General features: G+C 60.9%; 23 protein-coding genes. 10 read left to right on the forward strand and 13 right to left on the reverse strand.

What is annotated here, in order from left to right; genetic code table 11:
• Nucleotides 1–5: 5 nt before the first annotated feature.
• The 3 genes from Q1A53_RS18450 to Q1A53_RS18460 are packed head-to-tail and all read left to right on the forward strand — an operon-like array spanning nt 6 to nt 3,776.
• Nucleotides 6–275 carry a sarcosine oxidase subunit delta gene (locus tag Q1A53_RS18450; RefSeq protein WP_299288711.1) on the forward strand — a complete coding sequence of 90 codons (270 nt, stop codon included), beginning with the start codon at nt 6–8 and terminating at the stop codon, nt 273–275.
• Nucleotides 272–3,217: a sarcosine oxidase subunit alpha family protein gene (locus Q1A53_RS18455; RefSeq protein ID WP_299969252.1), complete on the forward strand. Its 2,946-nt coding sequence runs from the start codon at nt 272–274 to the stop codon at nt 3,215–3,217. Before Q1A53_RS18450 ends, Q1A53_RS18455 begins: the two co-directional genes overlap by 4 nt.
• Nucleotides 3,210–3,776 (forward strand): sarcosine oxidase subunit gamma, encoded by a 567-nt coding sequence (locus Q1A53_RS18460; RefSeq protein ID WP_299969255.1) that lies wholly within the window; start codon nt 3,210–3,212, stop codon nt 3,774–3,776. Before Q1A53_RS18455 ends, Q1A53_RS18460 begins: the two co-directional genes overlap by 8 nt.
• On the opposite strand, the gene Q1A53_RS18465 is transcribed toward Q1A53_RS18460, so the two are convergent.
• Nucleotides 3,773–4,771: a GlxA family transcriptional regulator gene (locus Q1A53_RS18465; protein WP_366872908.1), complete on the reverse strand. Its 999-nt coding sequence runs from the start codon at nt 4,769–4,771 to the stop codon at nt 3,773–3,775. The genes Q1A53_RS18460 and Q1A53_RS18465 overlap by 4 nt on opposite strands.
• A gap of 126 nt (nt 4,772–4,897) precedes the next feature.
• Between Q1A53_RS18465 and Q1A53_RS18470 the strand changes: the two genes are divergently transcribed.
• Entirely contained in the window at nt 4,898–5,527 is a 630-nt protein-coding gene (locus tag Q1A53_RS18470; RefSeq protein ID WP_299969257.1) for a helix-turn-helix domain-containing protein, read from the forward strand.
• On the opposite strand, the gene Q1A53_RS18475 is transcribed toward Q1A53_RS18470, so the two are convergent.
• From Q1A53_RS18475 to Q1A53_RS18500, 6 genes are all read right to left on the reverse strand, one after another.
• Entirely contained in the window at nt 5,528–6,595 is a 1,068-nt protein-coding gene (locus Q1A53_RS18475) for a DUF3445 domain-containing protein (RefSeq protein WP_299969259.1), read from the reverse strand.
• Nucleotides 6,592–7,575 (reverse strand): PDR/VanB family oxidoreductase, encoded by a 984-nt coding sequence (locus tag Q1A53_RS18480; protein ID WP_299969261.1) that lies wholly within the window; start codon nt 7,573–7,575, stop codon nt 6,592–6,594. Before Q1A53_RS18480 ends, Q1A53_RS18475 begins: the two co-directional genes overlap by 4 nt.
• Nucleotides 7,572–8,168, reverse strand: a complete 597-nt coding sequence (gene dmmA / locus Q1A53_RS18485) for a dimethylamine monooxygenase subunit DmmA (RefSeq protein ID WP_299969263.1) — start codon at nt 8,166–8,168, stop codon at nt 7,572–7,574. Before dmmA ends, Q1A53_RS18480 begins: the two co-directional genes overlap by 4 nt.
• 59 nt (nt 8,169–8,227) lie before the next feature.
• Entirely contained in the window at nt 8,228–9,379 is a 1,152-nt protein-coding gene (locus Q1A53_RS18490; protein WP_299969265.1) for an aminomethyltransferase family protein, read from the reverse strand.
• A 156-nt stretch (nt 9,380–9,535) separates the two neighbouring features.
• On the reverse strand, nt 9,536–9,709 hold the full coding sequence (locus tag Q1A53_RS18495; protein WP_299288687.1) for a hypothetical protein: 174 nt from the start codon (nt 9,707–9,709) through the stop codon (nt 9,536–9,538).
• Between the two features lie 22 nt (nt 9,710–9,731).
• A complete protein-coding gene (locus Q1A53_RS18500) occupies nt 9,732–11,135 on the reverse strand; it encodes an ammonium transporter (protein ID WP_299969449.1) in 1,404 nt (467 codons plus the stop codon).
• A 203-nt stretch (nt 11,136–11,338) separates the two neighbouring features.
• Here Q1A53_RS18500 and Q1A53_RS18505 point away from each other — a divergent pair, with 203 nt between their 5' ends.
• From Q1A53_RS18505 to glnT, 4 genes are all read left to right on the forward strand, one after another.
• Nucleotides 11,339–12,268, forward strand: coding sequence for a glutamine amidotransferase family protein (locus Q1A53_RS18505; RefSeq protein ID WP_299969267.1), 930 nt, complete (start codon nt 11,339–11,341; stop codon nt 12,266–12,268).
• Nucleotides 12,269–12,946, forward strand: coding sequence for a protein GlxC (locus Q1A53_RS18510; RefSeq protein ID WP_299969269.1), 678 nt, complete (start codon nt 12,269–12,271; stop codon nt 12,944–12,946). It begins immediately after the preceding gene.
• A gap of 9 nt (nt 12,947–12,955) precedes the next feature.
• Nucleotides 12,956–14,326, forward strand: a complete 1,371-nt coding sequence (locus Q1A53_RS18515; protein ID WP_299288676.1) for an FMN-binding glutamate synthase family protein — start codon at nt 12,956–12,958, stop codon at nt 14,324–14,326.
• A 70-nt stretch (nt 14,327–14,396) separates the two neighbouring features.
• Complete coding sequence (gene glnT, locus Q1A53_RS18520) at nt 14,397–15,731, forward strand: type III glutamate--ammonia ligase (RefSeq protein ID WP_299969271.1); 1,335 nt, start codon at nt 14,397–14,399, stop codon at nt 15,729–15,731.
• Nucleotides 15,732–15,744: 13 nt separating this feature from the next.
• Here the strand turns inward: glnT and Q1A53_RS18525 are convergent, their stop codons facing one another.
• On the reverse strand, nt 15,745–16,029 hold the full coding sequence (locus Q1A53_RS18525; protein WP_299969273.1) for a hypothetical protein: 285 nt from the start codon (nt 16,027–16,029) through the stop codon (nt 15,745–15,747).
• A gap of 113 nt (nt 16,030–16,142) precedes the next feature.
• Here Q1A53_RS18525 and Q1A53_RS18530 point away from each other — a divergent pair, with 113 nt between their 5' ends.
• Complete coding sequence (locus Q1A53_RS18530; RefSeq protein WP_299969275.1) at nt 16,143–17,477, forward strand: NAD(P)/FAD-dependent oxidoreductase; 1,335 nt, start codon at nt 16,143–16,145, stop codon at nt 17,475–17,477.
• Nucleotides 17,478–17,488: 11 nt separating this feature from the next.
• On the opposite strand, the gene Q1A53_RS18535 is transcribed toward Q1A53_RS18530, so the two are convergent.
• From Q1A53_RS18535 to Q1A53_RS18545, 3 genes are read right to left on the reverse strand one after another with little or no spacing between them, the layout of a single operon-like run.
• Nucleotides 17,489–17,899: a hypothetical protein gene (locus Q1A53_RS18535; protein WP_299969277.1), complete on the reverse strand. Its 411-nt coding sequence runs from the start codon at nt 17,897–17,899 to the stop codon at nt 17,489–17,491.
• On the reverse strand, nt 17,896–18,273 hold the full coding sequence (locus Q1A53_RS18540; protein ID WP_299969279.1) for a hypothetical protein: 378 nt from the start codon (nt 18,271–18,273) through the stop codon (nt 17,896–17,898). Before Q1A53_RS18540 ends, Q1A53_RS18535 begins: the two co-directional genes overlap by 4 nt.
• Nucleotides 18,270–20,639, reverse strand: coding sequence for an aminomethyltransferase family protein (locus Q1A53_RS18545; RefSeq protein ID WP_299969451.1), 2,370 nt, complete (start codon nt 20,637–20,639; stop codon nt 18,270–18,272). The genes Q1A53_RS18540 and Q1A53_RS18545 overlap by 4 nt, the downstream gene beginning before the upstream one ends.
• Nucleotides 20,640–20,777: 138 nt before the next feature.
• On the opposite strand from Q1A53_RS18545, the gene Q1A53_RS18550 reads away from it, so the two are divergent.
• The gene (locus tag Q1A53_RS18550; RefSeq protein ID WP_299969281.1) at nt 20,778–21,617 is read left to right on the forward strand and encodes a DMT family transporter; all 840 of its coding nucleotides are present in this window, start codon (nt 20,778–20,780) and stop codon (nt 21,615–21,617) included.
• Here Q1A53_RS18550 and Q1A53_RS18555 read toward each other — a convergent pair.
• Both Q1A53_RS18555 and Q1A53_RS18560 read right to left on the reverse strand, forming a co-directional pair.
• Nucleotides 21,602–22,567, reverse strand: coding sequence for a helix-turn-helix domain-containing protein (locus Q1A53_RS18555; RefSeq protein ID WP_299969283.1), 966 nt, complete (start codon nt 22,565–22,567; stop codon nt 21,602–21,604). The genes Q1A53_RS18550 and Q1A53_RS18555 overlap by 16 nt on opposite strands.
• A 64-nt stretch (nt 22,568–22,631) precedes the next feature.
• Nucleotides 22,632–23,516 carry a bifunctional 5,10-methylenetetrahydrofolate dehydrogenase/5,10-methenyltetrahydrofolate cyclohydrolase gene (locus tag Q1A53_RS18560; protein ID WP_299969453.1) on the reverse strand — a complete coding sequence of 295 codons (885 nt, stop codon included), beginning with the start codon at nt 23,514–23,516 and terminating at the stop codon, nt 22,632–22,634.
• Nucleotides 23,517–23,782 lie beyond the last annotated feature (266 nt).

The following is a 23,782-nucleotide window of genomic DNA, read 5'->3' on the forward strand; positions in this document are numbered from 1 at the left end:
CGCACATGATTATCAACCACCCCCTGCTTGGCCCCCGCGACAGCGCCGAATTCGTCTATCTTGGCGCGGCGGCGCTGATGGACCGGCCTGACCCCGAAACCGCAAGTGCCGAGGACTGGCACGACTATGCCTACCTGCGCGACAATCCTGCCGGGCCGCACCGCGAGTTGTGGTTTCACGAAGGCGGCGATCGATCGATCCTGATCGTGACGCGCGACACCACAACGCACGAGATCACAGGCGTCGAACTGGCCCGCGAGGTGGCATCGAAATGACCCAGAAGAATCGCCTGAATGGTGGTCAGATCGACCGCGACACGACCCTCAGCTTTACATTTGATGGCAAGCATTACAAAGGCCACCCGGGTGACACTCTCGCATCGGCCCTGCTGGCCAACAACGTCCGCCTCATGGGCCGGTCCTTCAAATACCACCGCCCGCGCGGCCCCCTTACCGCCGGGTCGGAAGAGCCCAATGCCATCGTGGAATTGCGCAGCGGCGCGCGGCAGGAACCCAACACGCGCGCCACCACAGCCGAGCTGTTTGACGGTCTGTCTGCGACGTCCCAGAACCGCTGGCCAAGCCTTACCTTTGACGCCATGGCCATCAATGACCGGCTGTCGAATTTCCTGACGGCGGGCTTTTACTACAAGACATTCATGTGGCCCGCCGCCTTCTGGGAAAAGATATACGAGCCGATCATTCGCAAGGCCGCTGGCCTCGGGTCATTGTCGATGCGCGCCGACCCTGACACCTATGACAAGGGGTTTCGCCACTGCGATCTGCTGATCATCGGCGCGGGGCCTGCGGGCCTGAATGCGGCGCTGACGGCGGGCCGGGCGGGCGCGCAGGTGATCCTTGCGGATGAGGATTTCCGCATGGGCGGGCGGCTCAATGCCGAGACTTATTCGGTCGCCGACATGAGCGGGGCGGATTGGGCCAGACAGACCGTGGCCGAACTTGCCACCCTGTCCAATGTCCGCCTGATGCCCCGCACCACGGTAATCGGCGCGTTTGATCATGGCATTTATGGCGCTGTCAAACGTGTCAGCGACCACCTTGCGACACCCGCCGCAGGCAAACCGCGCCAGATCCTGTGGCGCATCTATGCCAAACAGACGCTGCTCTGTGCCGGGGCGACCGAGCGTCCCATCGCCTTTGACAACAACGACCGGCCCGGCATCATGCTGGCCGCATCACTGCGCGCCTATGCCACCCGGTGGGCGGCAACCCCGGCGCAGCGTGTTGCGATTTTTACCAACAATGATGACGGCCACCGCACGGCGCGTGACTTGCAGGCCAAAGGGGTCAAGATCGCTGCGGTGATCGACACCCGGCAAGACGCGGCGCGCAGCTATGACTACGAGGTTTTGCAAGGAGCGCAAGTGGTGGACACTAAGGGCCGCCTGGGCCTCACGTTCGTGGAAGTAAAGCAAGCCGATGGCAGCATCCGCACAGTCGAATGCGGCGCGCTTGGCGTGTCGGGCGGGTGGAACCCGAACGTGCACCTGACCTGCCACCAGCGCGGGCGGCCCACTTGGAACGACAGCCTAGCCGCCTTTGTTCCGGGCGGCACGTTGCCCCCCGGTATGAGCGTTGCGGGCGCCGCAAATGGCGACTTGTCGACCCACGGCGCCCTCAAATCCGGCGCGGAGGCCGCGCGCAAGGCGCTTGGCCTCAAGGGGCGCGCCCCCGCTGTGCCGCAAGCCGAAGATGCGCCCGGCACCCAGACCCCGTTCTGGTATGTCGAGGGGTGTTCGCGCGCCTGGCTCGATCAGCAGAACGATGTGACGGTCAAGGATGTGAAGCTAAGTCATCAGGAAGGGTTCCGCTCGGTCGAGCATCTCAAACGCTACACAACGCTTGGCATGGCAACCGATCAGGGCAAGACGTCCAATATCGGCGGGCTTGCGATCATGGCCGAACTTGCGGGCAAGTCGATCCCCGAAGTCGGCACCACCATCTTTCGTCCGCCCTATACGCCGACGGCCATCGGAGTGCTGGCGGGCCGGATGCGCGGCAAGGAATTTCACCCGACCCGCCTGACGCCCTCGCATGTCTGGGCCAAGGAACGCGGCGCGGTCTTTGTCGAGGTCGGCAACTGGCTGCGCGCCCAATGGTTCCCGCTGCCGGGCGAAACGCACTGGCGCCAATCGGTCGACCGCGAGGTCACGGCGACGCGCGCGTCCGTGGGCGTGTGCGACTGCACGACCCTTGGCAAGATCGACGTGCAAGGTAGCGATGCGGCCACCTTCCTCAATACGGTCTATTGCAACGGCTTTGCCAAACTGGCGGTGGGCAAGACCCGCTATGGGCTAATGCTGCGCGAGGATGGGATTGCGATGGATGACGGCACCGCCGCGCGGCTGGCAGAAGATCAGTTCGTGGTGACAACGACCACCGCCAATGCCGGGCGCGTTTATCAACACATGGAATTTGTGCGCCAATGCCTGATGCCCGAGGCGGATGTGCAACTGATCTCGACCACCGAGGCATGGGCGCAATATGCGGTTGCGGGTCCCAATTCGCGCCGCCTGCTGCAAAAGATCGTGGACCCGGACCACGACATCTCGAACGAGGGTTTCCCCTTCATGGCGTGCGCCAACATCACCGTGTGCGGGGGACTGCGTGCGCGCCTGTTCCGCATCTCTTTCTCGGGCGAGCTGGCGTTTGAAATCGCAGTGCCGTCGCGCTATGGCGACGCACTGATGCGCAGGCTGATGACCGAGGGGGAGGAATTCGACGTCACCCCATACGGCACCGAAGCCTTGGGTGTTATGCGCATCGAGAAAGGCCACGCGGCGGGCAATGAACTTAACGGCACGACCACCGCGCTGAACCTCGGCATGGGGCGCATGGTGTCCAAGTCCAAGGACAGCATCGGATCAAAACTGTCCGAACGGCCCGGCCTGAACGAAGCGGACGCGTTGATGCAGGTGGGCCTTCGCCCTCTGAGTGCCGAGGACAAGGTGACGGCGGGCGGCCATCTGATGAAGGCCAGCGGGCTCGTCGATGCCGCACACGATCAGGGCTATGTCACCTCGGCGGCCTATTCGCCGACGCTTGGGCGTATGATCGGCTTGGGCTTTCTCAAGGACGGGGGCAACCGGATGGGCGAAACCCTGCGCCTTGTGTCACCTGTGACCGATCTGACGGTCGAGGTCGAAGTCGTGTCGGCCCATTTCGTCGACCCGGAAGGAGAACGTGTTCGTGCATGATCTGACCCCCATCACGGCCCTTGGCGGCAGCGCTGCGCGCGTCGACAGCGTAGGCGACGTGACATTGACCGAGGTGCCAGACGTTGCACTTGCATCCGTCGCGGCGCGGCGCCGGCAGGAGGCCGCCTGTGCGCAGACCCTTGAAAGACTGCTTGGCACCGCTGTGCCGCTACCGGGGTATGCCGCAGAGGGCGCTGAGTATGCCGCGTTCTGGACGGGACCGGACCAATGGATGCTGAGTGCGGATTTCAACGGCTACGAAGACGTCGCCGCGCGGATCAAAGCCGAGGTGGGCGATAGGGCCTCGGTGACGGAACAGACCGATGCGTGGGTCTGCTTTGACCTTGTTGGCGGGCGTATCAACGCGGTGCTTGAACTGCTGTGCAATGTCGACCTTACGCGGTTCGAAACCGGGCGGGCGACCCGCACCTCAATCCATCATCTGGGCTGCTACGTGATCTCGACGAACGCCGGGCAATCGGTGCGGATCCTTGGCCCGCGCGCCTCTGCCGACTCTTTGCACCACGCGATCACCACCGCGATGGCATCCGCGCTTTAGGCAGGCGGCAGCGGCACATTTCCCTGCACCCGAAAGGAATTGATCCGCTTGCGGTCCTCTTGCGGGCTGACACCAAATGCATCGTGGTAATGCGCAACTAGTGGCGTGGGCGATGTGTATCCAACGGCCTGCGCGATGCTTTGCATGTTCTGCTTGGAATAAAGCACCAGCTGCCGCGCCGCTTTCATCCGCATCCCACGGTAATAGTGGGTCGGGCTTTGCCCCGTCGCCTTTTTAAAGGCGCGTTCCACCTGGCGCGGGGTCACATCCACGATGCGCGCCACCTCCGCCACAGAAATCGGATCTTCGATATGGTCGGCGAACAGGGCGGCGGCCTGTGCCACCAGATCGGGCAGGTCGGGCCCGGCACCGGGGGACATGGGAATGCGCTGGCGCACCCCGTCACCGCGCATGGTGGGATGCTGGAACCAGCAGGCCACCTCGTGCGCTAAATCGGGGCCAAGCCGGTCCTCGATCAATTGCAGCGCAAGATCGAAGGCCGACGCCGCCCCGGACACGGTATAGCGGCGGCGATCGCGGGTGATCACATCATCGGTCATGCGGACATCGGGAAAGGCGGTGCGAAATGCCGCCTCATAGCACCAGTGGACCGAACAGCTGTGACCCTCCATGACGCCCGCGCGCACCAGAGGAAAGACACCGCCGCTGATCGCGCCAAGGATGACGCCGTGGCGATCCAGACGGCGCAGCGCCCCATTGCCGTGGTGTGGGTCCTCAAAGGCGCTGGTGGGCGCACCCAGCACGAACAGCATGTCCAACCCGTCGGCGTCGGCCAGCGAACCGTCCGGTTCGAACACGACACGGGCGCTCGAGACGATGCGCGCCCCCGTTTCCGACAGCACGTGCCAGTCAAAGACCGCGCGGTCCGCGATCTCATTGGCTGCGCGCAACGGCTCGATGATCGAGGTCAGACAGGCCATCGGAAAGCCCGGAAAGATCAGAAACCCGATCTGGGTGATTTTACTGTCGTTCAATTTTTGCGTTCTTTCGGGAAATTTTTCATCTATAATAGCCACGTACAGCCCCGAAACGAAATTGTTTAGGGGCACAAAGCGACCTAGAAAGCGGACGTCGTGAACTTAGAAAAACTTGACGCGGACATGGTCAGCAAACTCACTCAGGACCCGCACAGCACACGGGACGGCGAGCGCGAAAAGGTGCTTGAGGTGGCGATCGGGCGCGAAGTGCGCGCCTTTCGTCGCCAGCAGGAAATCACCGTGGCCGAGCTGTCGCAGATCACCGGCCTGTCCATCGGGATGCTGTCCAAGATCGAGAACGGCAATACCTCGCCTTCGCTGACAACCCTGCAATTGCTGGCCAACGCACTGTCCGTCCCGCTGACCAGCTTTTTCCGCCGGTTCGAAGAAAGCCGACAGGCAGTGCACACTAAATCGGGCGAAGGCGTGTCCATCGACCGCGAAGGCACGCGTGCCCATCAACAATACAACCTTCTCGGTCATATCGGATCGAATGCGTCCGGCGTGATTGTCGAACCCTACCTGATCACCCTGACGGCTGAGTCAGATGTATTCCCGACCTTCCAGCATGGCGGGATTGAGACGATCTATATGCTTGAGGGCGAGGTGGATTACCGCCACGGCGACGATGTCTATGCGCTCAAGGCCGGGGATACGCTGTTCTTTGACGCGGACGCGCCGCACGGACCCGAAAAGCTGGTGTCGCTGCCCGCGCGCTATTTGTCCGTCATCAGCTATCCGCAGAACACCTGATCACTTCGCTAGCGGGGGCTCGGTGTCCAGATCCGGCCAGACGCCAGGCGATGTGGGCAGGCCATCATCAAATTCCGACAGGTAGTCGAGCATCATCGGCCGGTTGTCGATAAACCCCTTGTAGGTCGCCAGTTCGTCCGGCAGGTCGCGCACCACGCGGTGCAGGCGGCGGCCCCATTTGGGCATCGTCATCAGATCCTGAAAGCTGCACAGGTAGCAGCGGATCGGGAACACCAGCCCGTTCGAGCGGGGCAGGCGGAAGAAGGTCTGCAATTCGACCCGCAGATGCTGTTTCGCGCCAATGTTCTCGGGTGTCAGCGTGGTCTTCTGGATGCCCCATTTGTGGTAGTTTTCCGGGCTCGTATCCAGCAGTGGATTGACTGTCATCGTCCAGTTGAGCCGTCGCGCGGGCGCTCCTTGCTGGATGTTCAGCAGGAATTTCAGAGCGCGGACAAAGATGCCCTTTTCATGGGCCAACGGCACCGGCGCGTGCCATTCGAAAAAGTTCATGCCGATGTCGAAATCAAGGCTCCAGTCGGCTTGGGTCGTCACCATGCCTGCGTCCATCCACAGGTTGTTGTCCCGTTGATCCAGAACACAGAAATCGCCTTGGGTCTGGCGCGTGATGTATTCCATCGGACTATAGGGCAGGGTGGTGTCGTCCAGAAAGGTGAACGTGTCGTCAATGCCAAGGGGCTTGTTCACCCACCGCCATTTATCGCCATCGCGGTGCAGTTCGAACAGGTCCGGGTAGTCCTCGGATTTGCTGACCATGATCAACTCCAGCAGGTCCCACCCCGCCAGCGTCATGTGGGGCAGCGACTGGCAGCGCAGCGGATCATCCGCCAGCACCATCGCCCGGTCCCGCATTTCGGACACGTAATGTTCATCCACATCGAACCGCTTTTCATAGACCGACCCCTCGGGCCCGCCGCGATGCTGTTCCATGTTGACCGCATACATGTAGCTGTCTTCGTGAAACGGGAAGGGAAAACGTTTGATCGCCCAATCGGAGTTGCGGAACGAATAGTCGTCGCGAAAGGTCTCGTCGTTGAATTGAATGGTCATCGTTCAAGCTCCAGTGTCCCGATAAAGCGGCTGACGCAGGGCATGATCTTGGTGCCTGCCGCGTGCTGGTCATCCTCCAGCCAGTGATCGCAGTGGATGAAGGTGCCGTCGGCGCGCGCCACATCCGTCTCGCATTGTCCGCACGATCCGCCACGGCACAGGAAGGGGGCCTCGACCCCGGCCCGCTCAATCGCTTCCAGCAGGCTTTCGTGTTCGCCCACGGTGATGGTTTTGTCCGACTTGCACAGGCGCACCTCGAACGGCACGCCGGGGGCGGGGGCCAGAAATTCCTCGGAATGGACATGGGCGTCGGGCCAGCCTGCCGCGTCTGCGGTGGCATGCACCCAGTCAATCATGCCTTTGGGACCACACACATAGGCGTGCGTGCCAAGGCGTTGGCCGTCCAGCAGCCCCTCAAGGTCGATCAACTGGTTCTGGTCGTCGTAATAGACATGCACCTTGTTGGGATGTTTGTAGGTCAGCTGGTCCACATAAGTCCCGAGGCTGTCGGTCCGGCACGCATAGTGCAATTCCCACGCCCCGCCCATCCGCTCAAGCTGCGCAATCATCGACATGAATGGCGTAATCCCGATGCCGCCCGCGAAAAACAGATGTTTGCGGGCGCGCAGATCAAGCGAGAAGAGGTTGACGGGATAGGTGATCGTTATCTCGTCGCCCACCGCCACATTGCGGTGCATAAACAGCGACCCGCCCCGGCCTTCGTCATCGCGGCGTACGGAAATGGCATAGGTCGACAGGTCGGCAGGGTCCGACATCAGCGAATAGGGGTTGAGGCGCGAGCGGTCCCCATCCTGCATCGTCACGACGGTGTGGGCGCCCCCTGAAAAGGGTGGGAACAGCGCACCATCGCGGCGCTGAAATTCGAACCGGGTGACTAAGTCGTTCAGCGGCACGACGGCGGATACGACCACTTCGATCTTCTCGGCACCGGGTTTGGCTTTTTGCGGGGCGGCACTCATTCGTAGATCCCCTTTGGTGCGGGCACATTCCCTGGGTCCTCGGCGTCAATGCACACGCCCTGATAGGCGGCCAGACGACGCGAATAGTGATCGCGCACAAACAGGTTCAGCCCGCAATGGCTGCATTGAAACGGGTCGGTTTCCACGTCTTCGGTGATGCCCTTGCAATGCACGCATTGCATCCGGCGCGCGACCGATCCGCGATGTTCGGTCTGGATCGCGGTGTGGGGGATGCCCGCCATCATCGCCTCGTTCTGGGCCTGCCCGATCAGGCCCTCGGTTCCGGTCAGATAGACCTGCAAGCCCATATGCGCGTCCTGCAAAACCCGGCGGATGCGGGACACGGACGCGGCATAGCTTGGCCCTTCATAGAACTGGGCGGGGTTCAGCGCGCGCAGATCGTCGGTGAACGCAGCGCCGCGCGGGATGTAGATGACGTGGGTTGTCGCCATCAGATCGGGGGTGGCAATCCCTAGGATCGCCTCGGCCCCTTTGGCATCCGCAATCATCAGATGCGCTTTGCCCGGTCGCGCCTCAAGCGTGCCGTAGACCGGGCGGCTTTTGATCGACGGGGGAAATTCGAATTTCGACATACCTGTCCTCGTCTCGTGAAAAGGGCGCGCGGAATGACCCCGCGCGCCCTTGAAAGATATTAGCCCTTGGCGGTGCGCACGGACTTGTCCTTGTCGTAAAACGGCATCTCTTCGGCGGTGGCGGCCAGTTCCGTGCCATCGGGCTGCACCACCGTCAGCTTGGTGCCAGGCGTGGCGACGGACGGGTCAAGCCGCGCAATCGCAACCGAATAGCCGTTCAACTCCGAAGACAGACCATACGTGATGACGCCGACGTCCTTGCCGTCGTGGTGCACGCGGGCGAACATTTCCATCTGGTCCATGGCGTCGCCTTCCAGCTTCACCCCGTAGATCTTGAACCGCTCCTTGCCCTTCATGGCATAGTGGTTTTCGGCCCCGATAAAGCCGACCTTGCCGGGCGAGACGGTGAAATCCAGCCCCAGTTCCCACAGGCTGTCACCCGCAGGCGCGCCATCCTCGAACGGGAAGGTTTCGGAGTTGTCGCCGGGATAGAACAGCAGATAGCTTTCGATGCGCAGCATATCGAGGGTGCTGAACTGCGTGGGGCGCACATCGTCACCGCCGGTTTCAAGCACGTTGTCCCAGATGTGCACCGCATCCTTGGCGCGGCAGAAAATCTCGTACCCGCGCTCGCCCGTGTAGCCGGTGCGCGAGATCATCACGTCGCGGCCAAAAAGCCGCCCTTGCCAGATGCCGAAATATGCCAGATCACGGATGCCGGGGATTTCCTTGGCAAGGATATCGACCGCTTTGGGCCCCTGCAGCGACATGTCGTGCAGGTCGTCGTCCATGATCACCGAACAATTCTTGGCGGCGGCCACGGTCGTCAACTGCTCCATGCCGATGCCGGTGCCATGCACGACCAGCCATGAATTGACGGCGATGTGGTAGATCACGCAGTCGTCCACGAACAGCCCGCGATCATCGAGCATACAGGCATAGACGGCGCGGCCCGGTGCGATCTTTTCGACGTTGCGGGTTGTGACCCGGTCGATCACATAGGCGGCGTCCTCGCCCACCACATGCACCTTCTTGAGGCCCGACACATCCATCAGGCCCGCCTTGGTGCGGATCGCCTCATAGTCGGCCTTGGCGCGCTCGGGCGTGTCGTCATAGAACCACGCGGTGCCCATGCCATTCCAGTCTTCCAACTCTCCGCCGATCTCGGCGTGACGTCCGGCAAGTGCCGATGTTCTCCATAGAATGGCCATGGTGGTGTCCCCTGTGCGTTATGAGTCTTGTTTGGGCGTATTGAGCCTCAGCCCATTTTGAAAAGCAAGAATGCGATGCAACTTTTTTTCCTGATGGGCAAATTTGAACGAGAAAGGGGCGACCCGTGGCCGCCCCTTTGTGCAAGTTATGCGCGCTTACTTGTCGTATTGCTTGGTTTTGGCACGCTCGGTCTTTTGGCCGAACAGCAGGACCGCGACACAGATGCCTGCCGCGATCAGGGTGTAAAGGCCCGGCATCGCGCTGCCCCAGCCCATGAACATGGCCCCGTCAACAACCGACCAGCTTGCTTCGTCATATGGAAAACCCATGGTCTTCTCCTTTTCTGTTCAGTTACTCACCCGGCGCCAGATTGACGCCCGGTGCGGGGATGCCTTCGGGATAGCCTGCGGCCGGGACCTTAACCATGTCCATGCCAGCCAGTTCAGCGCCCTCGGGGATGCGCAACATGCCCATCATCTTGAGGATCAGCGACACGACATAACCGGGCACAAATCCAAGCAGGAAGAAGACGACCGCGCCCACGATCTGACCGATCAGGCTGATGGTCGGCACCTCGCCCGCAGCGCCTTGCAGCGCAGGATAGCCCGACGCAAAGACACCCAGCATGACAACACCGTAAAGGCCGATGGTGCCGTGCACTGTGACCGCACCCACCGCATCATCGATGCCGCGGCGTTCCAGCCAGTCTGCACAGGGTTTCAGGATCAAACCTGCCGAGAAGGCGACGATGAAGGTCAGTGCAGGGTAGTAGATATCGAGGCCAGAGGCGGTCGAGATGATCCCGGCAAGTGCGCCCGACATCATCCAGAACGGATCACGGGTCAGCACCCACGCGCCGATGATGCCACCCGCGACAGCCATCAGAATGTTAAAGGCCAGCGCCGACAGCGTGATGGGTGTCCCGTAAATGGTGGATGGCTTGTCCGCAAACCAGCTCCACGCTTCACCCGGCACGATTACGCAAGCCATGAGGAAGCCCCAGAAGCCCACGATGATCAGCATCAGCCCCGTCACAGTCAGCGGCATATTGTGCCCTGCGATGTGGTTGGCGCTGCCGTCTGGGTTGAACTTGCCGATGCGTGGGCCGAGGTTGATCAGAACGCCAAGCGCAAAGAACCCGGCAACCGCGTGTACAAGGCCCGCCGCGCCAAAGTCGTGCACACCCCATTGCGTGACCAGCCAGCCATCCGCGTGCCAGCCCCATGCGGCGGCCACGACCCATGCGAAAGACCCCAGAACCACAGCCAGAATGACAAAGCCGACCGTCTGGATGCGTTCGATCACGGCACCCGACATGATGGAGGCCGTCGTGGCGGCAAAGAGCGCAAAGGCGCCAAAGAACACGCCGGACGCCTGATCGGCGATGTTCGGGCCCATATATTGCGCGCTCTCGCCCCAGCCCCATGCGATCGCGTTGGCATATTCGACGCCCGAGATGCCCGCAGGCCCCGCAGCGCCCGGCAATCCCGTGGGAAAGCCCCAATAGACCCACCAGCCAAAGAAATAGAAAGTCGGGATCATAAAGGCGAAAGCCAGAATGTTCTTTACCCCCGAACTCAGCACGTTCTTGAGGCGCGAGGCCCCCATCTCGTAAGCCAGAAACCCCGCATGAATGATAATCATCAGCGGGATGGTCAGATAATAGAATGTTTCGGCAAACATGGTGTTTGTCACACCGCTCTTGCCCTGCAGCGCGGCAATCTGGGCCGTCAGCTCTGCGATTTGCTCTTCCACGATGAACCCCCGTGTTGGACTGTTGGCATTGTGCACCGTCGTATGCGTGTCGCGGCGCTGGCCAAATTGAAGCACGTGAACTTTATTCTGGCGACTCTTTTTTTAACTGAAGTGAAAATTAGTTTCCCATTGGTTGAGCATGTGATGTAACGATGTTAGCGTTCGAGTCGAACGACAGATCACTTTTTGGGAGGGCCTTCGCCATGTGCGGGATCGTCGGACTTTTTCTGAAAGACACCTCGCTGGAGCCCCGGCTTGGCGATATGCTGACCGACATGCTGATCACCATGACCGATCGTGGCCCCGACAGCGCCGGCATCGCGATTTATGGTGATGAAACAGTGGGTAACGCAAAGCTGACCGTGCAGTCGAGCGCGCCGGAAACCGATTTCGACAAGCTGGACAATGACTTGCGCAAACGGGTTCAGGGCAAGGTTTCGATGGCCGTCAAAGACACCCATGCGGTGCTGTCGTTGCAGGCGGATCAGGTCGCCGCCGCGCGTCAGATCCTTGCCGAAATCCGCCCCGATGTGCGGGTGATGAGCCACGGATCAACCCTTGAGATCTACAAAGAGGTCGGATTGCCTAAAGATGTGGCAGACCGCTTTGATATTCGGCAAATGTCCGGGACGCACGGGATCGGGCACACCCGCATGGCGACCGAGTCGGCGGTCACGACCATGGGCGCGCATCCCTTCAATACCGGGATCGACCAGTGCCTTGTGCACAACGGATCGCTGTCCAACCACAACTCGCTGCGCCGCAAGCTGCGCCGCCTTGGCGTGCATATCGAAACGGAAAACGACACCGAAGTCGGGGCGGCCTACCTGACGTGGAAAATGCAGAACGGCTCGACCCTGGGCGAGGCGCTGACATCTAGCCTTGATGATCTTGACGGGTTCTTTACCTTTGTGGTCGGCACCAAGGACGGGTTCGGTGTGGTGCGTGATCCGATTGCGTGCAAGCCCGCCGTGATGGCCGAAACCGATCAATTTGTGGCATTCGGCTCGGAATATCGCGCGCTGGTGAACCTACCGGGGATCGAGACCGCCAAGGTGTGGGAACCCGAGCCCGCCACCGTTTATTTCTGGTCGCACAACGCGGCCCCCACCGCGCAAGAGAAAGCGGCGTAAATGCAGACATTCGACATTGAGGCGGAGGGCCTGCGTGCCCTCAACTCCACGCTTCACGCCCAAGCGGCAAACACCAACCAGACCCATTGGGAAATCGTGAACCCCAAAGGCAGCCACGCCATCGCCGTCGGCCTTGATGCGCCCATAGAGGTGAATATCAAAGGCTCGACCGGGTATTACTGCGCGGGCATGAACAAGCAAGCGACCGTACATGTGCACGGCTCGGTTGGCCCCGGCACGGCGGAAAACATGATGTCCGGCATGGTCGTGGTCGAAGGGGACGCCTCGCAATATGCAGGCGCGACAGGCCATGGCGGCACACTGGTGATTAAGGGCAATGCATCCTCGCGCTGCGGTATTTCGATGAAGGGCATCGACATCATCGTACACGGCAATATCGGGCACATGTCGGCGTTCATGGCGCAGTCCGGCAATCTGGTTGTCTGCGGAGATGCGGGTGAGGCCCTTGGCGATTCCCTTTATGAGGCGCGCCTGTTCGTGCGCGGTTCGGTCAAATCCCTCGGGGCCGACTGCATCGAGAAAGAGATGCGGCCCGAACACCTGACCCTGCTCGAAGAGTTGCTGGGACGTGGCGGCTGCGATGCCAAGGCGTCCGAGTTCAAGCGGTATGGGTCTGCGCGCCAGCTCTACAATTTTAACATCGACAACGCGTATTAAGGGGCGACCATGAAAGACGAGCAAAAGGGCGCGCCGCGCAATACGGGCCCTCACGGCGCTCCGCGCACGATGCCGATCCAGTCGGCCACCTTTTCCAACCCGGTCAATGCTGAAATCCGGCGGGCTGCGGCCACCGGCATCTACGACATTCGCGGTGGCGGGGCCAAGCGCAAGCTGCCCCATTTTGACGATCTGCTGTTTCTGGGCGCGTCCATGTCGCGCTATCCGCTGGAAGGGTATCGCGAGAAATGCGAAACCTCCGTCACGCTTGGCACCCGCTTTGCCAAGAACCCTATCCAGCTTGATATTCCGGTCACAATCGCGGGCATGTCCTTTGGGGCATTGTCCGGCGGTGCGAAAGAAGCCTTGGGGCGCGGGGCCACAATGGCGGGCACGTCGACCACCACGGGCGATGGCGGCATGACGGAAGAGGAACGCGGCCATTCCAACAAGCTGGTCTATCAATATCTGCCCTCGCGCTATGGGATGAACCCCGACGATTTGCGCCGCGCGGACGCGATTGAAATCGTGGTGGGCCAAGGCGCCAAACCCGGTGGTGGCGGCATGCTTTTGGGCCAAAAGATCAGCGACCGCGTAGCCGAGATGCGCAACCTGCCCAAGGGGATCGACCAACGCTCTGCCTGTCGTCACCCGGATTGGACGGGACCGGACGATCTGGAAATCAAGATCCTCGAGTTGCGCGAGATCACCAATTGGGAAAAGCCGATCTATATCAAGGTCGGCGGCGCGCGGCCCTACTTTGACACCACACTTGCGGTGAAGGCCGGCGCGGATGTCGTCGTTTTGGACGGGATGCAGGGTGGCACAGCCGCCACACAGGATGTGTTTATCGAACATGTCGGCCAGCCGATCCTCGCCTGTATCCGCGAGGCGGTGCGCGCGCTGCAGGACCTCGATATGCACCGCGAGGTGCAACTGGTCGTGTCGGGCGGTATCCGGACCGGGGCGGATGTCGCCAAGGCCATGGCGCTTGGTGCGGATGCGGTTGCCATCGGCACCGCGGCCCTGATCGCGCTTGGCGACAACGACCCGAAATGGGAGGCCGAGTACAACGCGCTTGGCACCACGGCGGGCGCCTATGACGACTGGCACGAAGGACAGGACCCCGCCGGGATCACCACGCAAGACCCTGAGTTGATGGCGCGTTTTGACCCCATCGAAGGGGGACGGCGGCTGAACAACTACCTCAAGGTCATGACGCTTGAGGCGCAGACCATCGCGCGGGCCTGCGGCAAGAACCACCTGCACAACCTCGAACCCGAGGACCTGTGCGCGCTGACGATGGAGGCGGCGGCCATGGCGAAAATCCCACTGGCGGGCACAGACTGGTATCCCGGCAAGCCCGGCACCTCTTACTGATCACCAAAACGAAGGGCGCGGCCATTACGGCACGCGCCCTCACCACATAAAGACCAACAGGAACAGACAGATGACCACTGATCTTGCCAAGTTCGCCGCCGACAACGGCGTCAAGTATTTCATGATTTCCTTCACCGACCTTTTCGGGGGCCAGCGGGCCAAGCTGGTGCCTGCGCAGGCCATCGCGGACATGCAGGAAGATGGCGCAGGCTTTGCCGGTTTCGCCACCTGGCTTGATATGACGCCCGCGCACCCGGACATGCTGGCCGTGCCTGATCCGTCCTCGGTCATTCAACTGCCGTGGAAACCCGAGGTCGCGTGGGTTGCGGGCAACTGTGTGATGGAGGGCGAGGATGTCGCCCAAGCCCCGCGCAACGTGCTGCGCCGCCTGATTGACGAGGCCGCCGCCGAAGGGTTGCACGTCAAAACCGGGATCGAGGCCGAGTATTTCCTGATGACACCGGACGGCAATCAGATCAGCGATGAATATGATACCGCCGCCAAACCCTGCTATGATCAGCAGGCCGTGATGCGTCGTTATGACGTGGTGCGCGAGATCTGCGACTACATGCTCGATCTGGGCTGGGGGCCGTATCAGAACGACCACGAGGACGCGAATGGCCAGTTCGAGATGAACTGGGACTTTGACGACGCGCTGCGCACCGCCGACAAGCACTCGTTCTTCAAACTCATGACCAAGTCCGTCGCTGAAAAGCATGGCTTTCGCGCAACCTTTATGCCCAAGCCGGTTGAGGGGCTGACGGGCAACGGGTGTCACGCGCACATCTCGGTCTGGGACGCACCCGGCGGGGATGCCAAAACCAACGTGTTCGCGGTGGAACCCAATGACAGCAGCCAGACGGCTGAACTGGGCCTGTCGGAAAAGGGTCGCCACTTCCTTGGTGGGATCATGAAACATGCGAGCGCGCTTGCCGCGATCACCAACCCGACTGTGAACAGCTACAAACGCATCAACGCGCCCCGCACCATGTCCGGCGCCACCTGGGCCCCGAACACCGTTACGTGGACAGGCAACAACCGCACCCATATGGTGCGCGTGCCCGGCCCCGGTCGGTTCGAGTTGCGCCTGCCGGACGGGGCGACGAACCCCTATCTGTTGCAAGCGGTGATTATCGCTGCCGGGCTGGATGGTATTCGCACCGAGGCAGATCCCGGCAAGCGGCATGACATCGACATGTATGCTGAGGGCCACAAGGTGCGTGGCGCGCCCAAACTGCCGCTGAATATGCTGGATGCGCTGCGTGAATACGACAAGGATAAGAGCCTCAAGGCGGCGATGGGTGAAGAATTTTCAGCGTCTTATGTGAAGATGAAGACGCAGGAATGGAATGATTTCACCGCGCATTTCTCGCAGTGGGAAAAGGATAACACGCTCGACATCTGAAGGCAGGCGCGGTTCAGCGCAGCCAGTCCTTGCGCGCGGCAATCGTGGCATACCAGAACAGTGCGGCCCAGACCAAAAGTGCCAAAAGGGTGCTTGGGGTCATGCCAAGCGCGGACGTCGTCTGGATGACTGTCACCACTGTTGCAACCAAAGAGAATGCCAAGACCGGCGCGGCAACACTGCGGCATAGCAGCATCAGGATGCACCCGACCGCGCCGCCAAAAACGGCAAAGCCAAAGGCGAGCGTGGCCCATAACGCGTTCTCCGTTCGTCGTGATGACTTGCCTGAAATCAACAAGATGGGATCGAAAAAGTCACCTGCACAATTTCACTGCTGTGCAAATTAGTTGACTTGCAGGGATGATCGCAGTCGAATTGTTGCGAACCGAAACCAGTCAGGAGAGTCGCACCATGCCCAAACGTATCGCCATCATCGGGGCCGGACCATCAGGGCTGGCGCAGCTGCGCGCGTTCCAATCCGCAAAGCAAAACGGCGACGATATTCCCGAGATCGTCTGCTTTGAAAAACAGGCAAATTGGGGTGGGTTGTGGAATTATACTTGGCGCACGGGCGTCGATCAGTACGGGGAGCCGGTGCATGGGTCGATGTATCGGTATCTGTGGTCAAACGGGCCGAAAGAGGGTCTTGAGTTCGCCGACTACTCTTTTGAGGAACATTTTGGCAAACAGATCGCATCCTACCCTCCGCGTGCGGTTCTGTTTGACTACATTCAGGGCCGCGTCGAGAAGGCGGGCGTGCGCGACTGGATCCGGTTTGAAACAGCGGTGCGCCGGGTCGAATTCGAGGACGGCATGTTCACCGTCACGGTCAAGGACCTGCCTGCGGACAACGAATACAGCGAAACATTCGACCACGTGATCTGCGCCTCGGGCCACTTTTCCACCCCGAATGTGCCGGAATTCCCCGGCTTTGACAGCTTCAAGGGCCGGGTGCTGCACGCCCATGATTTCCGCGACGCGCTTGAGTTCAAGGATCAGGATATCCTGATCGTCGGCACCAGCTATTCGGCCGAGGATATCGGGTCGCAATGTTGGAAATACGGGGCCAATTCGATCACGGTGTCGCATCGGACGGCGGCCATGGGCTACGACTGGCCCGACAACTGGGCCGAGGTGCCGCTGCTGACCCACGTGGATGGCAAGACGGCGCATTTCAAGGATGGCAGCAGCCGCGATGTGGACGCGGTGATCCTGTGCACCGGCTACCAACATCACTTCCCCTTCATGGCCGAGGATTTGCGGCTGAAGACCGCCAACCGGTTGGCGACGGCAGACCTTTATAAAGGGGTGGCGTGGGTGCACAATCCCGCGCTGTTCTATCTGGGGATGCAAGACCAGTGGTTCACCTTCAACATGTTTGACGCGCAGGCGTGGTGGGTGCGCGATGCTGTCATGGGCAAGATCACGATGCCGTCGAAGGCCGAGATGGAGGCTGATGTGGTGGACCGGATTGCGCGCGAGGATGCGGGCGAAGATGACTATGACGCGATCTGGTATCAGGGCGACTACATCAAGGAATTGATCGCCGAAACGGACTATCCCTCATTCGATGTCGAAGGGGCCTGCAAGGCGTTCAAGGAATGGAAAAGCCACAAGAAGCAGGGGATCATGACCTTCCGCGACAATGGGTACACATCCGTTATGACCGGGACGATGGCGCCCAAACATCATACGCCTTGGGTCGATGCGCTGGATGACAGTCTTGAGGTCTATTTGCAGAATTAGGGTTGAGATCCCTAGGGGGGCGGGGCGACGCGCAGAAAGATGAACGTCTGCTGCAGTGCGCCCTTGTCTTTGATCGACACGCCGATGTGCGCCGTGTCCGTTTTGAATGTGCGCAAGTCGTAGCTGTCGGGGTGGTTGACGCCTTGGTCGGTGACGCCGTCAGTATCGAGGCATCGCGCCGTCGCGTCGAGCAATTCGGCGAAGGTATCCGTTGCGGCCCGTGCGCGATAGCCGAAAGGCCACCGGCAGTTGAGAGCGCGCGCGCCCATCAGATCCTGCGATACGGAGCACGTGCCAGCCGCACCAGATGGAAGGGCAATTTCGGTGACACTGCCGTTTGCAAGCGCGGTCAGATCAGCACAATACGTATCCGCATGGACGGCAGTAGCGCCAAGCATCATGGTGAATGCACAGCGGATCACCGATTGACCAACTGTTCGCCCTCGACCAGTTCAAACGGCGTGGGCGGTGTTTTCTTGCTGACCCAGTAGAACGTGCCTGCCCATTCCATCACGAACCACCCCTCCCAATCGGCATCTCGGGGCCAGATGCTTTGGTATTCATCCTTTTCCGCGTCGATGCGCCATTCACCGCGGGCCGAGCGTGCGCCTTGCTGTGCATAGATCGTGGTTCCGTCCGCATCGAAATACTGCCGATAGGATGCACCGTCCCATTTGCCGATGGCGGTATTGCCGGACAACAGCGCGTCGATCTCGTGCGCTTGCAGTTTCACCGATTGAGCGTGAGCGGGCAGGGCGAGGGTCAAAAGGCCGACCAGAAAAGCGCGGCGGATCATGAGCGGGGCCGCTCCTTTTTCGGGTCGTAATGGGCAAAGGGGACAATCTCGGCGGGCAGCCGTTTCTGGTGGCCGTCGAGCTTGCCGATCTCGACCTGCGTGCCGATATCCGCGTGGGCCACGTCGATGCGGGCGAGCGCAATGTTCTTGTCGAGCAATGGCGAGCGCATCGACGACGTCACCTCCCCGATTTGCGCGCGTCCGATATGGATGCAATCGCCGTGATCGACCTGCACATTGCTGTCGACATGGAGGCCAACAAGTTTGCGGCTTGGGTGTTCCTTGCGCCTGATCAGAGCGTCGCGACCGATGAAATCGTCGGGCTTGGATTTGAGCGGGACGGTAAACCCGATACCCGCCTCGAACGGGTCGGTCTGGTCGGAAAAGTCATACCCGGCAAAGATCAGCCCCGCCTCGATCCGCACCATATCGAGCGCCTCAAGCCCCATGGGGCGCAGGCCGTGATCCTGACCCGCCTCCCAGATCGCATCAAAAATTTCAGGCGCATCCTTGGGGTGGCACATAACCTCGTATCCCAACTCACCCGTATAGCCGGTGCGCGAGACAACAAAGGGCGTGCCGCTTTCGTTCATCAGCCGTGCGGGCGTAAAGCGGAACCAGCCAAGCTGGTCGAACTCGGGATTGTGTGGCGCGGTCCACACGATCTTGCGCAGCAGATCGCGGCTTTCCGGGCCTTGCACGGCGACATTGTGCAGCTGGTCGGTGGAGGAGCGGACCAGTACTTTCAGCCCCAGTTTGTCCGCCTGCTCGCGCAGCCATTCGCCGCCATAGTCATTGCCGCCGATCCAGCGGAAGTTGTCCTTGCCCAACCGGAACACGGTGCCGTCGTCAATCATGCCGCCATGTTCATAGCACATCGCGGTATAAACGACGCCGCCCACCGCCAGCGTCTTCATATTGCGGGTGAACACGTATTGGCACAGCGCCTCGGCGTCCGGGCCGGTGATCTCGAACTTGCGCAGAGGGGACAGGTCCATGATCGCTGCCTTTTGGCGGCAGGCCCAGTATTCTTCAATCGGGCCAGCCTCGGCAAAGCAGTTGGCCAGCCAGTAGCCATTATATTCGACAAAGTTGCGGGTGTGCTTGGCAAAACTGTCGTGAAAGGCGGTTTGTTTGGTCATTTTGGGGTCCGCATCAGGGGTGGGCCGGTAGGCGGCGCTGCGTTGAAAGGTCTCGCGCCCGCTATAGGTGCGCACGTGGATGTCGGTGGGGTTCCAGCCGTTGGCCGCCGTGGTGTCATCCGGGCAGGCGGATGAGACGCAGACGATGTCGGTCAGTGCGCGCAATAGCACGTAGTCGCCGGGCCGCGACCACGGTTCGTCCGAATACAACACACCGTGTTCGTCGAGATAAGTGTTGAAGAAGAAGTTGATCGCCATCCAGCCGGGGCGGCCTGTGACGTTGAACTTTGACAGGGCGGTGTTGAAATTTTCCGAGCAGTTGATGTGCCCGGGATAGCCGATGTCGTCATAATATTTCGCCGAGCAGGCCAGCGCAAAGGCATCATGTCGCCCGCATGTGTCCTGCACCACCTCGACCAGCGGCAGCATTTCCTGATCGTAGTATTTCGCGTGCAGCCCCGGCATGGGATAGGCGTGGCCCATCAGCGTGCGGGTGGTTGTCACATCCAGCGCGTGTTCGATCCCTTTGTCGAGCTTGCGCGCCGAGAAGCATTCAAAATCCGTACACTGGCGGCCATCCACATCGATGATCTGGATGTAGTCGCCTGCTTTAACGAAAAACGCCTCGGCTGTTTGCGTGTGGACGCGGATGTCGGCCACAGGGTCGGCCAGCGGGTCGGGCAATTCGAACTTGACGTGGCTTTTGATCGTGGCCCGCTTGATCATCACGGTCAGTGGAGTGACAGTGTTCTGCGCCTCGAAATCCATGGCCCCGCCGGGGGCGGCAATGATCAGAGCGCCATCACGCACAACGCGCATCGCCTGTTCTGCGCCAGCGCGGGTGGCGTCATCAAACAGACGCACAGCACGGGCCGCCGCGATATCCACTTTGCGCGCATCAAGGCCCATGCGCAGCCCACGTAGTGACCGGTCGTCGCCGTCAAGCAGGGCGCGCAATCCATCTGCGGGCGCGTCGGCGGACTGATCGAGCAGGCCTTGATCCGCGCGCCCTTGCGCGTCAGCCCCGATAACCTCGCAGACCTGCCCGCCCTCGTCATTGATGATCGTCACCTGATCACCCGCTTCGACCGGAACAAGTACCGCGCCGCCCCCTTGCACCACATAGCGTTCGGTGCCGCGCGGCATCGAAAACTGCGCAGGCTCAACGATCCGGCTGGGTCGCGGCGGGCCGGGCCTGACGTTTGGATAGGGGGAGTCGAGCATCTTGGCCTCCGAACGCTGCACGAATTTGCACTAGCGGAAAAAAAATTTAACTGTGAGAATACTCGGGACGTACATTCGCTGCAAACAAAAGGGGCATCGCCGCGTGAGAAAATCAATCCTTTCTGCGCGGTCCGGCCCGTGGGTGCACTGACTCTTGGGCTGATCGCGGCCCTGTGCTGGGGCGTGCATGACACGCTAGTGCGCTACATTTCGCAGCGGGTCGGCGTGTTTCAATCCCTATTTCCCGTTCTCGTGAGTGGATGCGTCGCGACCGGGTGTCTTGCAATTGCCCTCGGTGTGGGCGGCCTTGAAGGGCGCGCGGGCGCTTATGCAGCGGCGTCGGGCGTCGTGTTCGGGTTGACCGGGCTGGCGTTCTACCGCGCGCTGGCCATCGCACCGGTCCGGGTGGTCGCGCCCATTGTCGCGGCTTTTCCCATCCTGTCGGTGGGATGGGCGGTCGTGAACGGGCAGGACGTCACGGCGCTGCAGTGGATTGCGGTGCTGGTCGTGGTGGGAGGATGCGGGTTCGTTGCGGCAACATCCAAAGACGCGGACGGCGCTGGCGCGCAACCTGCCGCCATCCTGTGGTCGGTCGCGGCGGCCATTGGCTTTGCCGTGTCCTTTGCCTTGGGCCAGTTGTCGGTCGAGGGCGGGGCAGAGATGACCGCAATCGCGGTGGCGCGCATCGGCGCTGTCGCGATTGTCGGTGTGCTGGCATTGATGTGGCGTCAGCCCGTGATACCACACCTCTCGGCCCTGCCGGTCCTCATGGTGATGGGGGCGCTGGATGCCATTGCCATCGGGGCAGTGATGCTGGCCGGATCCTACGCTTATCACGCTTTTGCCTCGGTTGCGGCCTCGACCTTTGGTGTGTTAACAATCATCATGGCCGCCGTGTTTCTGCGTGAAGCGGTGGCGCGCATCCAGTGGATTGGAATGCTGATCGTCTTTGCAGCGATTGGCTATCTGGCCGTCTGACGCCCTTCGTAGGTGAGCAACTGAATGCTTTTGCGCGACCGCATCTGAGAGGGTGTTGCGCCATATTCCCCTTTGACCGCCTTGGCCATCGTCGTGCACGAGCCAAAGCCACAGGCTATGGCAATGTCGATCATGGGCAGCAGCGACTCTTCGATCATCGTGCGGGCGCGCTTGACCCGCAGGCGTTTGTAAAAGCGGGCAGGGGTATCATCGAAAGTCGCGCGGAACACCCGTTCAAGATGCCGGGTCGAGATCCTGACGCGCGCTGTGATCTCGTCCATGGACAAGGGATCGTTCACCGTGTCCTCCATTAAACGGATGACTTCGGTCAGGCGCGCGTCGAACAGACCCTCGTTGTCAGCCATGCATTTGGGTTGCTCGGCATCGCTTTTGCGGATGGTCTGCAGCAGCAGGTGATTTCCCAGTTCCGCTACCTGCGGGCCAGTCAGGTGCGGCGCAATCAGGCCGACCATGAGTTCAAGCGTTGCACCGGCGCCCGCTGCCGTGATGATCCCGTCAGAGTTTTCGCTGAGATGCGTAGTCAGTTTCGGGTGATAGCCCGTTTCGACCAGCGCAGTCACGTCGCGCCAGTGGGTGGTAACACGGCCTGCCGGCAGCTTGGTCGCCTGGATATAGGCCGTAGCGGCGTCAGATAGCAGCACGACCGTGCGGGCCTTTCGCTGCATGGCGCGGGCCCGTGGCAACCATGCGCCGATGATCGCGCCTTTGCCCCCCACAACAACCATCATATCGGCCAATCGGTGATCCGTGATGGCGGGTTCGGCGCGCACAAGAGCGCCCTGATCACCCGTGATGATCCCAGGCGCGTCTGTGGTGTAGCGCCAGGAAAACTGATCACGGCCCAGAAGTGTGTTGGCGGTGGCCAGCACGTGGGTGATAGAAGTCAGTTCAAGCCCGCTGAACCCTTTGGACACGTGAATTTCGATCACTCGCGATCGCGCTTGGGTGTCTATCGCGGCGGCGACGTCGAAACGGTTGTGCGGTTTTCCGATCTTAGTCCATCCATCCTGCGGCGACCTGGCGCTGGTGTGCCAGCGTTGCATTGCGCATCAGGATCGCCATGGTAACAGACCCCACGCCACCCGGCACGGGAGTGACCCAGCTTGCAATTTCGGCTACCGCGCCTGTGTCTACATCGCCCACGATCTGGGGCGGGCCGTCTGGTCCGTCGATCTGGTTGATGCCGATATCGATCACCGCCGCGCCCGGTTTAATCATATCGGGGCTAAGGAAGTGCGGGATGCCCATGGCCACCACCCCAACGTCCGCCCGCCGCGAGTGCATGGCCACTGACCGCGTCACATGGTGGTAGACGGTGACAGTGGCCCCTTCGGCCATCAACATCATGGCGGCAGGTTTGCCGACGATTTCCGAGTGGCCGATCATGATCACTTCGAGCCCTTTGAAGTCGAGGCCGGTTTCCTTGATCAATTCCACGCTGGCGGCGGCGGTGCAGGGGGCGAGCGCCACGTTAGAGTAAACGATGCTGCCGATGGAGGCGGGGTTCATGCCCTCGACATCCTTGAGCGGGTGGATGGCCGATTGCAGCGAGCGCAGGTTGATGTGGTCGGGCACTGGGCGTTGCAGAATGATGCCCAGAACGTGGCGATCATCATTCATGGCCTGGATGCGGGCCTTGGCCTCGTCCTGCGTGATGTCGCCGGGCCAGAAGCGGGTTTCAAAAGGCAGTTTTGCGCTCGCCGCCCCGCGCTCCTGATTGCGCACATATACTTCGATTTCGGGCACGTCGCCTATAGAGACCGAAACAAGGCAGCCCCTTGGGCCGTTGGTTTCGATAAATGCCCGGCACTGATCAAGGATCCGTCCGGCGACGCGGCGACCATCGATACGGTTGTGGCTTTGAGTGTTGTCTTTCACGCGGTGTACAGCTTTGTGATGGCTATGTGTGTCTGCGGGACCGTTACAAGCTATTTCATAAAATACAACTTTTTTTCCTATGGGTGCATAAACTCTTCCGCTTGATGGGTTGAGAATCGTGAGCCCGTTGATTTTGAAGTGCGACACCAAGCGTCCAATGCTCCTTCGAAAAGCTACGCCGCCGCTAGCCGATGTGGGTTAGGATCACCGGAATTGCCTGTCCGAGATCCCCTGTTCAGAGGCATAGGAAATTGAGCGATTTTTTT

It is taken from the genome of uncultured Roseobacter sp. (assembly GCF_947496515.1).
Lineage (GTDB): Bacteria > Pseudomonadota > Alphaproteobacteria > Rhodobacterales > Rhodobacteraceae > Roseobacter.

Bases quoted from the DNA above. Each gene is read 5' to 3' on its own strand.
- Q1A53_RS18450 (WP_299288711.1), top strand. From the start codon at position 6: ATGATTATCAACCACCCCCTGCTTGGCCCCCGCGACAGCGCCGAATTC.
- Q1A53_RS18455 (WP_299969252.1), top strand. From the start codon at position 272: ATGACCCAGAAGAATCGCCTGAATGGTGGTCAGATCGACCGCGACACG.
- Q1A53_RS18470 (WP_299969257.1), top strand. From the start codon at position 4,898: ATGGTCAGCAAACTCACTCAGGACCCGCACAGCACACGGGACGGCGAG.
- Q1A53_RS18475 (WP_299969259.1), bottom strand. From the start codon at position 6,595: ATGACCATTCAATTCAACGACGAGACCTTTCGCGACGACTATTCGTTC.
- Q1A53_RS18480 (WP_299969261.1), bottom strand. From the start codon at position 7,575: ATGAGTGCCGCCCCGCAAAAAGCCAAACCCGGTGCCGAGAAGATCGAA.
- dmmA (WP_299969263.1), bottom strand. From the start codon at position 8,168: ATGTCGAAATTCGAATTTCCCCCGTCGATCAAAAGCCGCCCGGTCTAC.
- Q1A53_RS18490 (WP_299969265.1), bottom strand. From the start codon at position 9,379: ATGGCCATTCTATGGAGAACATCGGCACTTGCCGGACGTCACGCCGAG.
- Q1A53_RS18495 (WP_299288687.1), bottom strand. From the start codon at position 9,709: ATGGGTTTTCCATATGACGAAGCAAGCTGGTCGGTTGTTGACGGGGCC.
- Q1A53_RS18505 (WP_299969267.1), top strand. From the start codon at position 11,339: ATGTGCGGGATCGTCGGACTTTTTCTGAAAGACACCTCGCTGGAGCCC.
- Q1A53_RS18510 (WP_299969269.1), top strand. From the start codon at position 12,269: ATGCAGACATTCGACATTGAGGCGGAGGGCCTGCGTGCCCTCAACTCC.
- Q1A53_RS18515 (WP_299288676.1), top strand. From the start codon at position 12,956: ATGAAAGACGAGCAAAAGGGCGCGCCGCGCAATACGGGCCCTCACGGC.
- glnT (WP_299969271.1), top strand. From the start codon at position 14,397: ATGACCACTGATCTTGCCAAGTTCGCCGCCGACAACGGCGTCAAGTAT.
- Q1A53_RS18530 (WP_299969275.1), top strand. From the start codon at position 16,143: ATGCCCAAACGTATCGCCATCATCGGGGCCGGACCATCAGGGCTGGCG.
- Q1A53_RS18540 (WP_299969279.1), bottom strand. From the start codon at position 18,273: ATGATCCGCCGCGCTTTTCTGGTCGGCCTTTTGACCCTCGCCCTGCCC.
- Q1A53_RS18545 (WP_299969451.1), bottom strand. From the start codon at position 20,639: ATGCTCGACTCCCCCTATCCAAACGTCAGGCCCGGCCCGCCGCGACCC.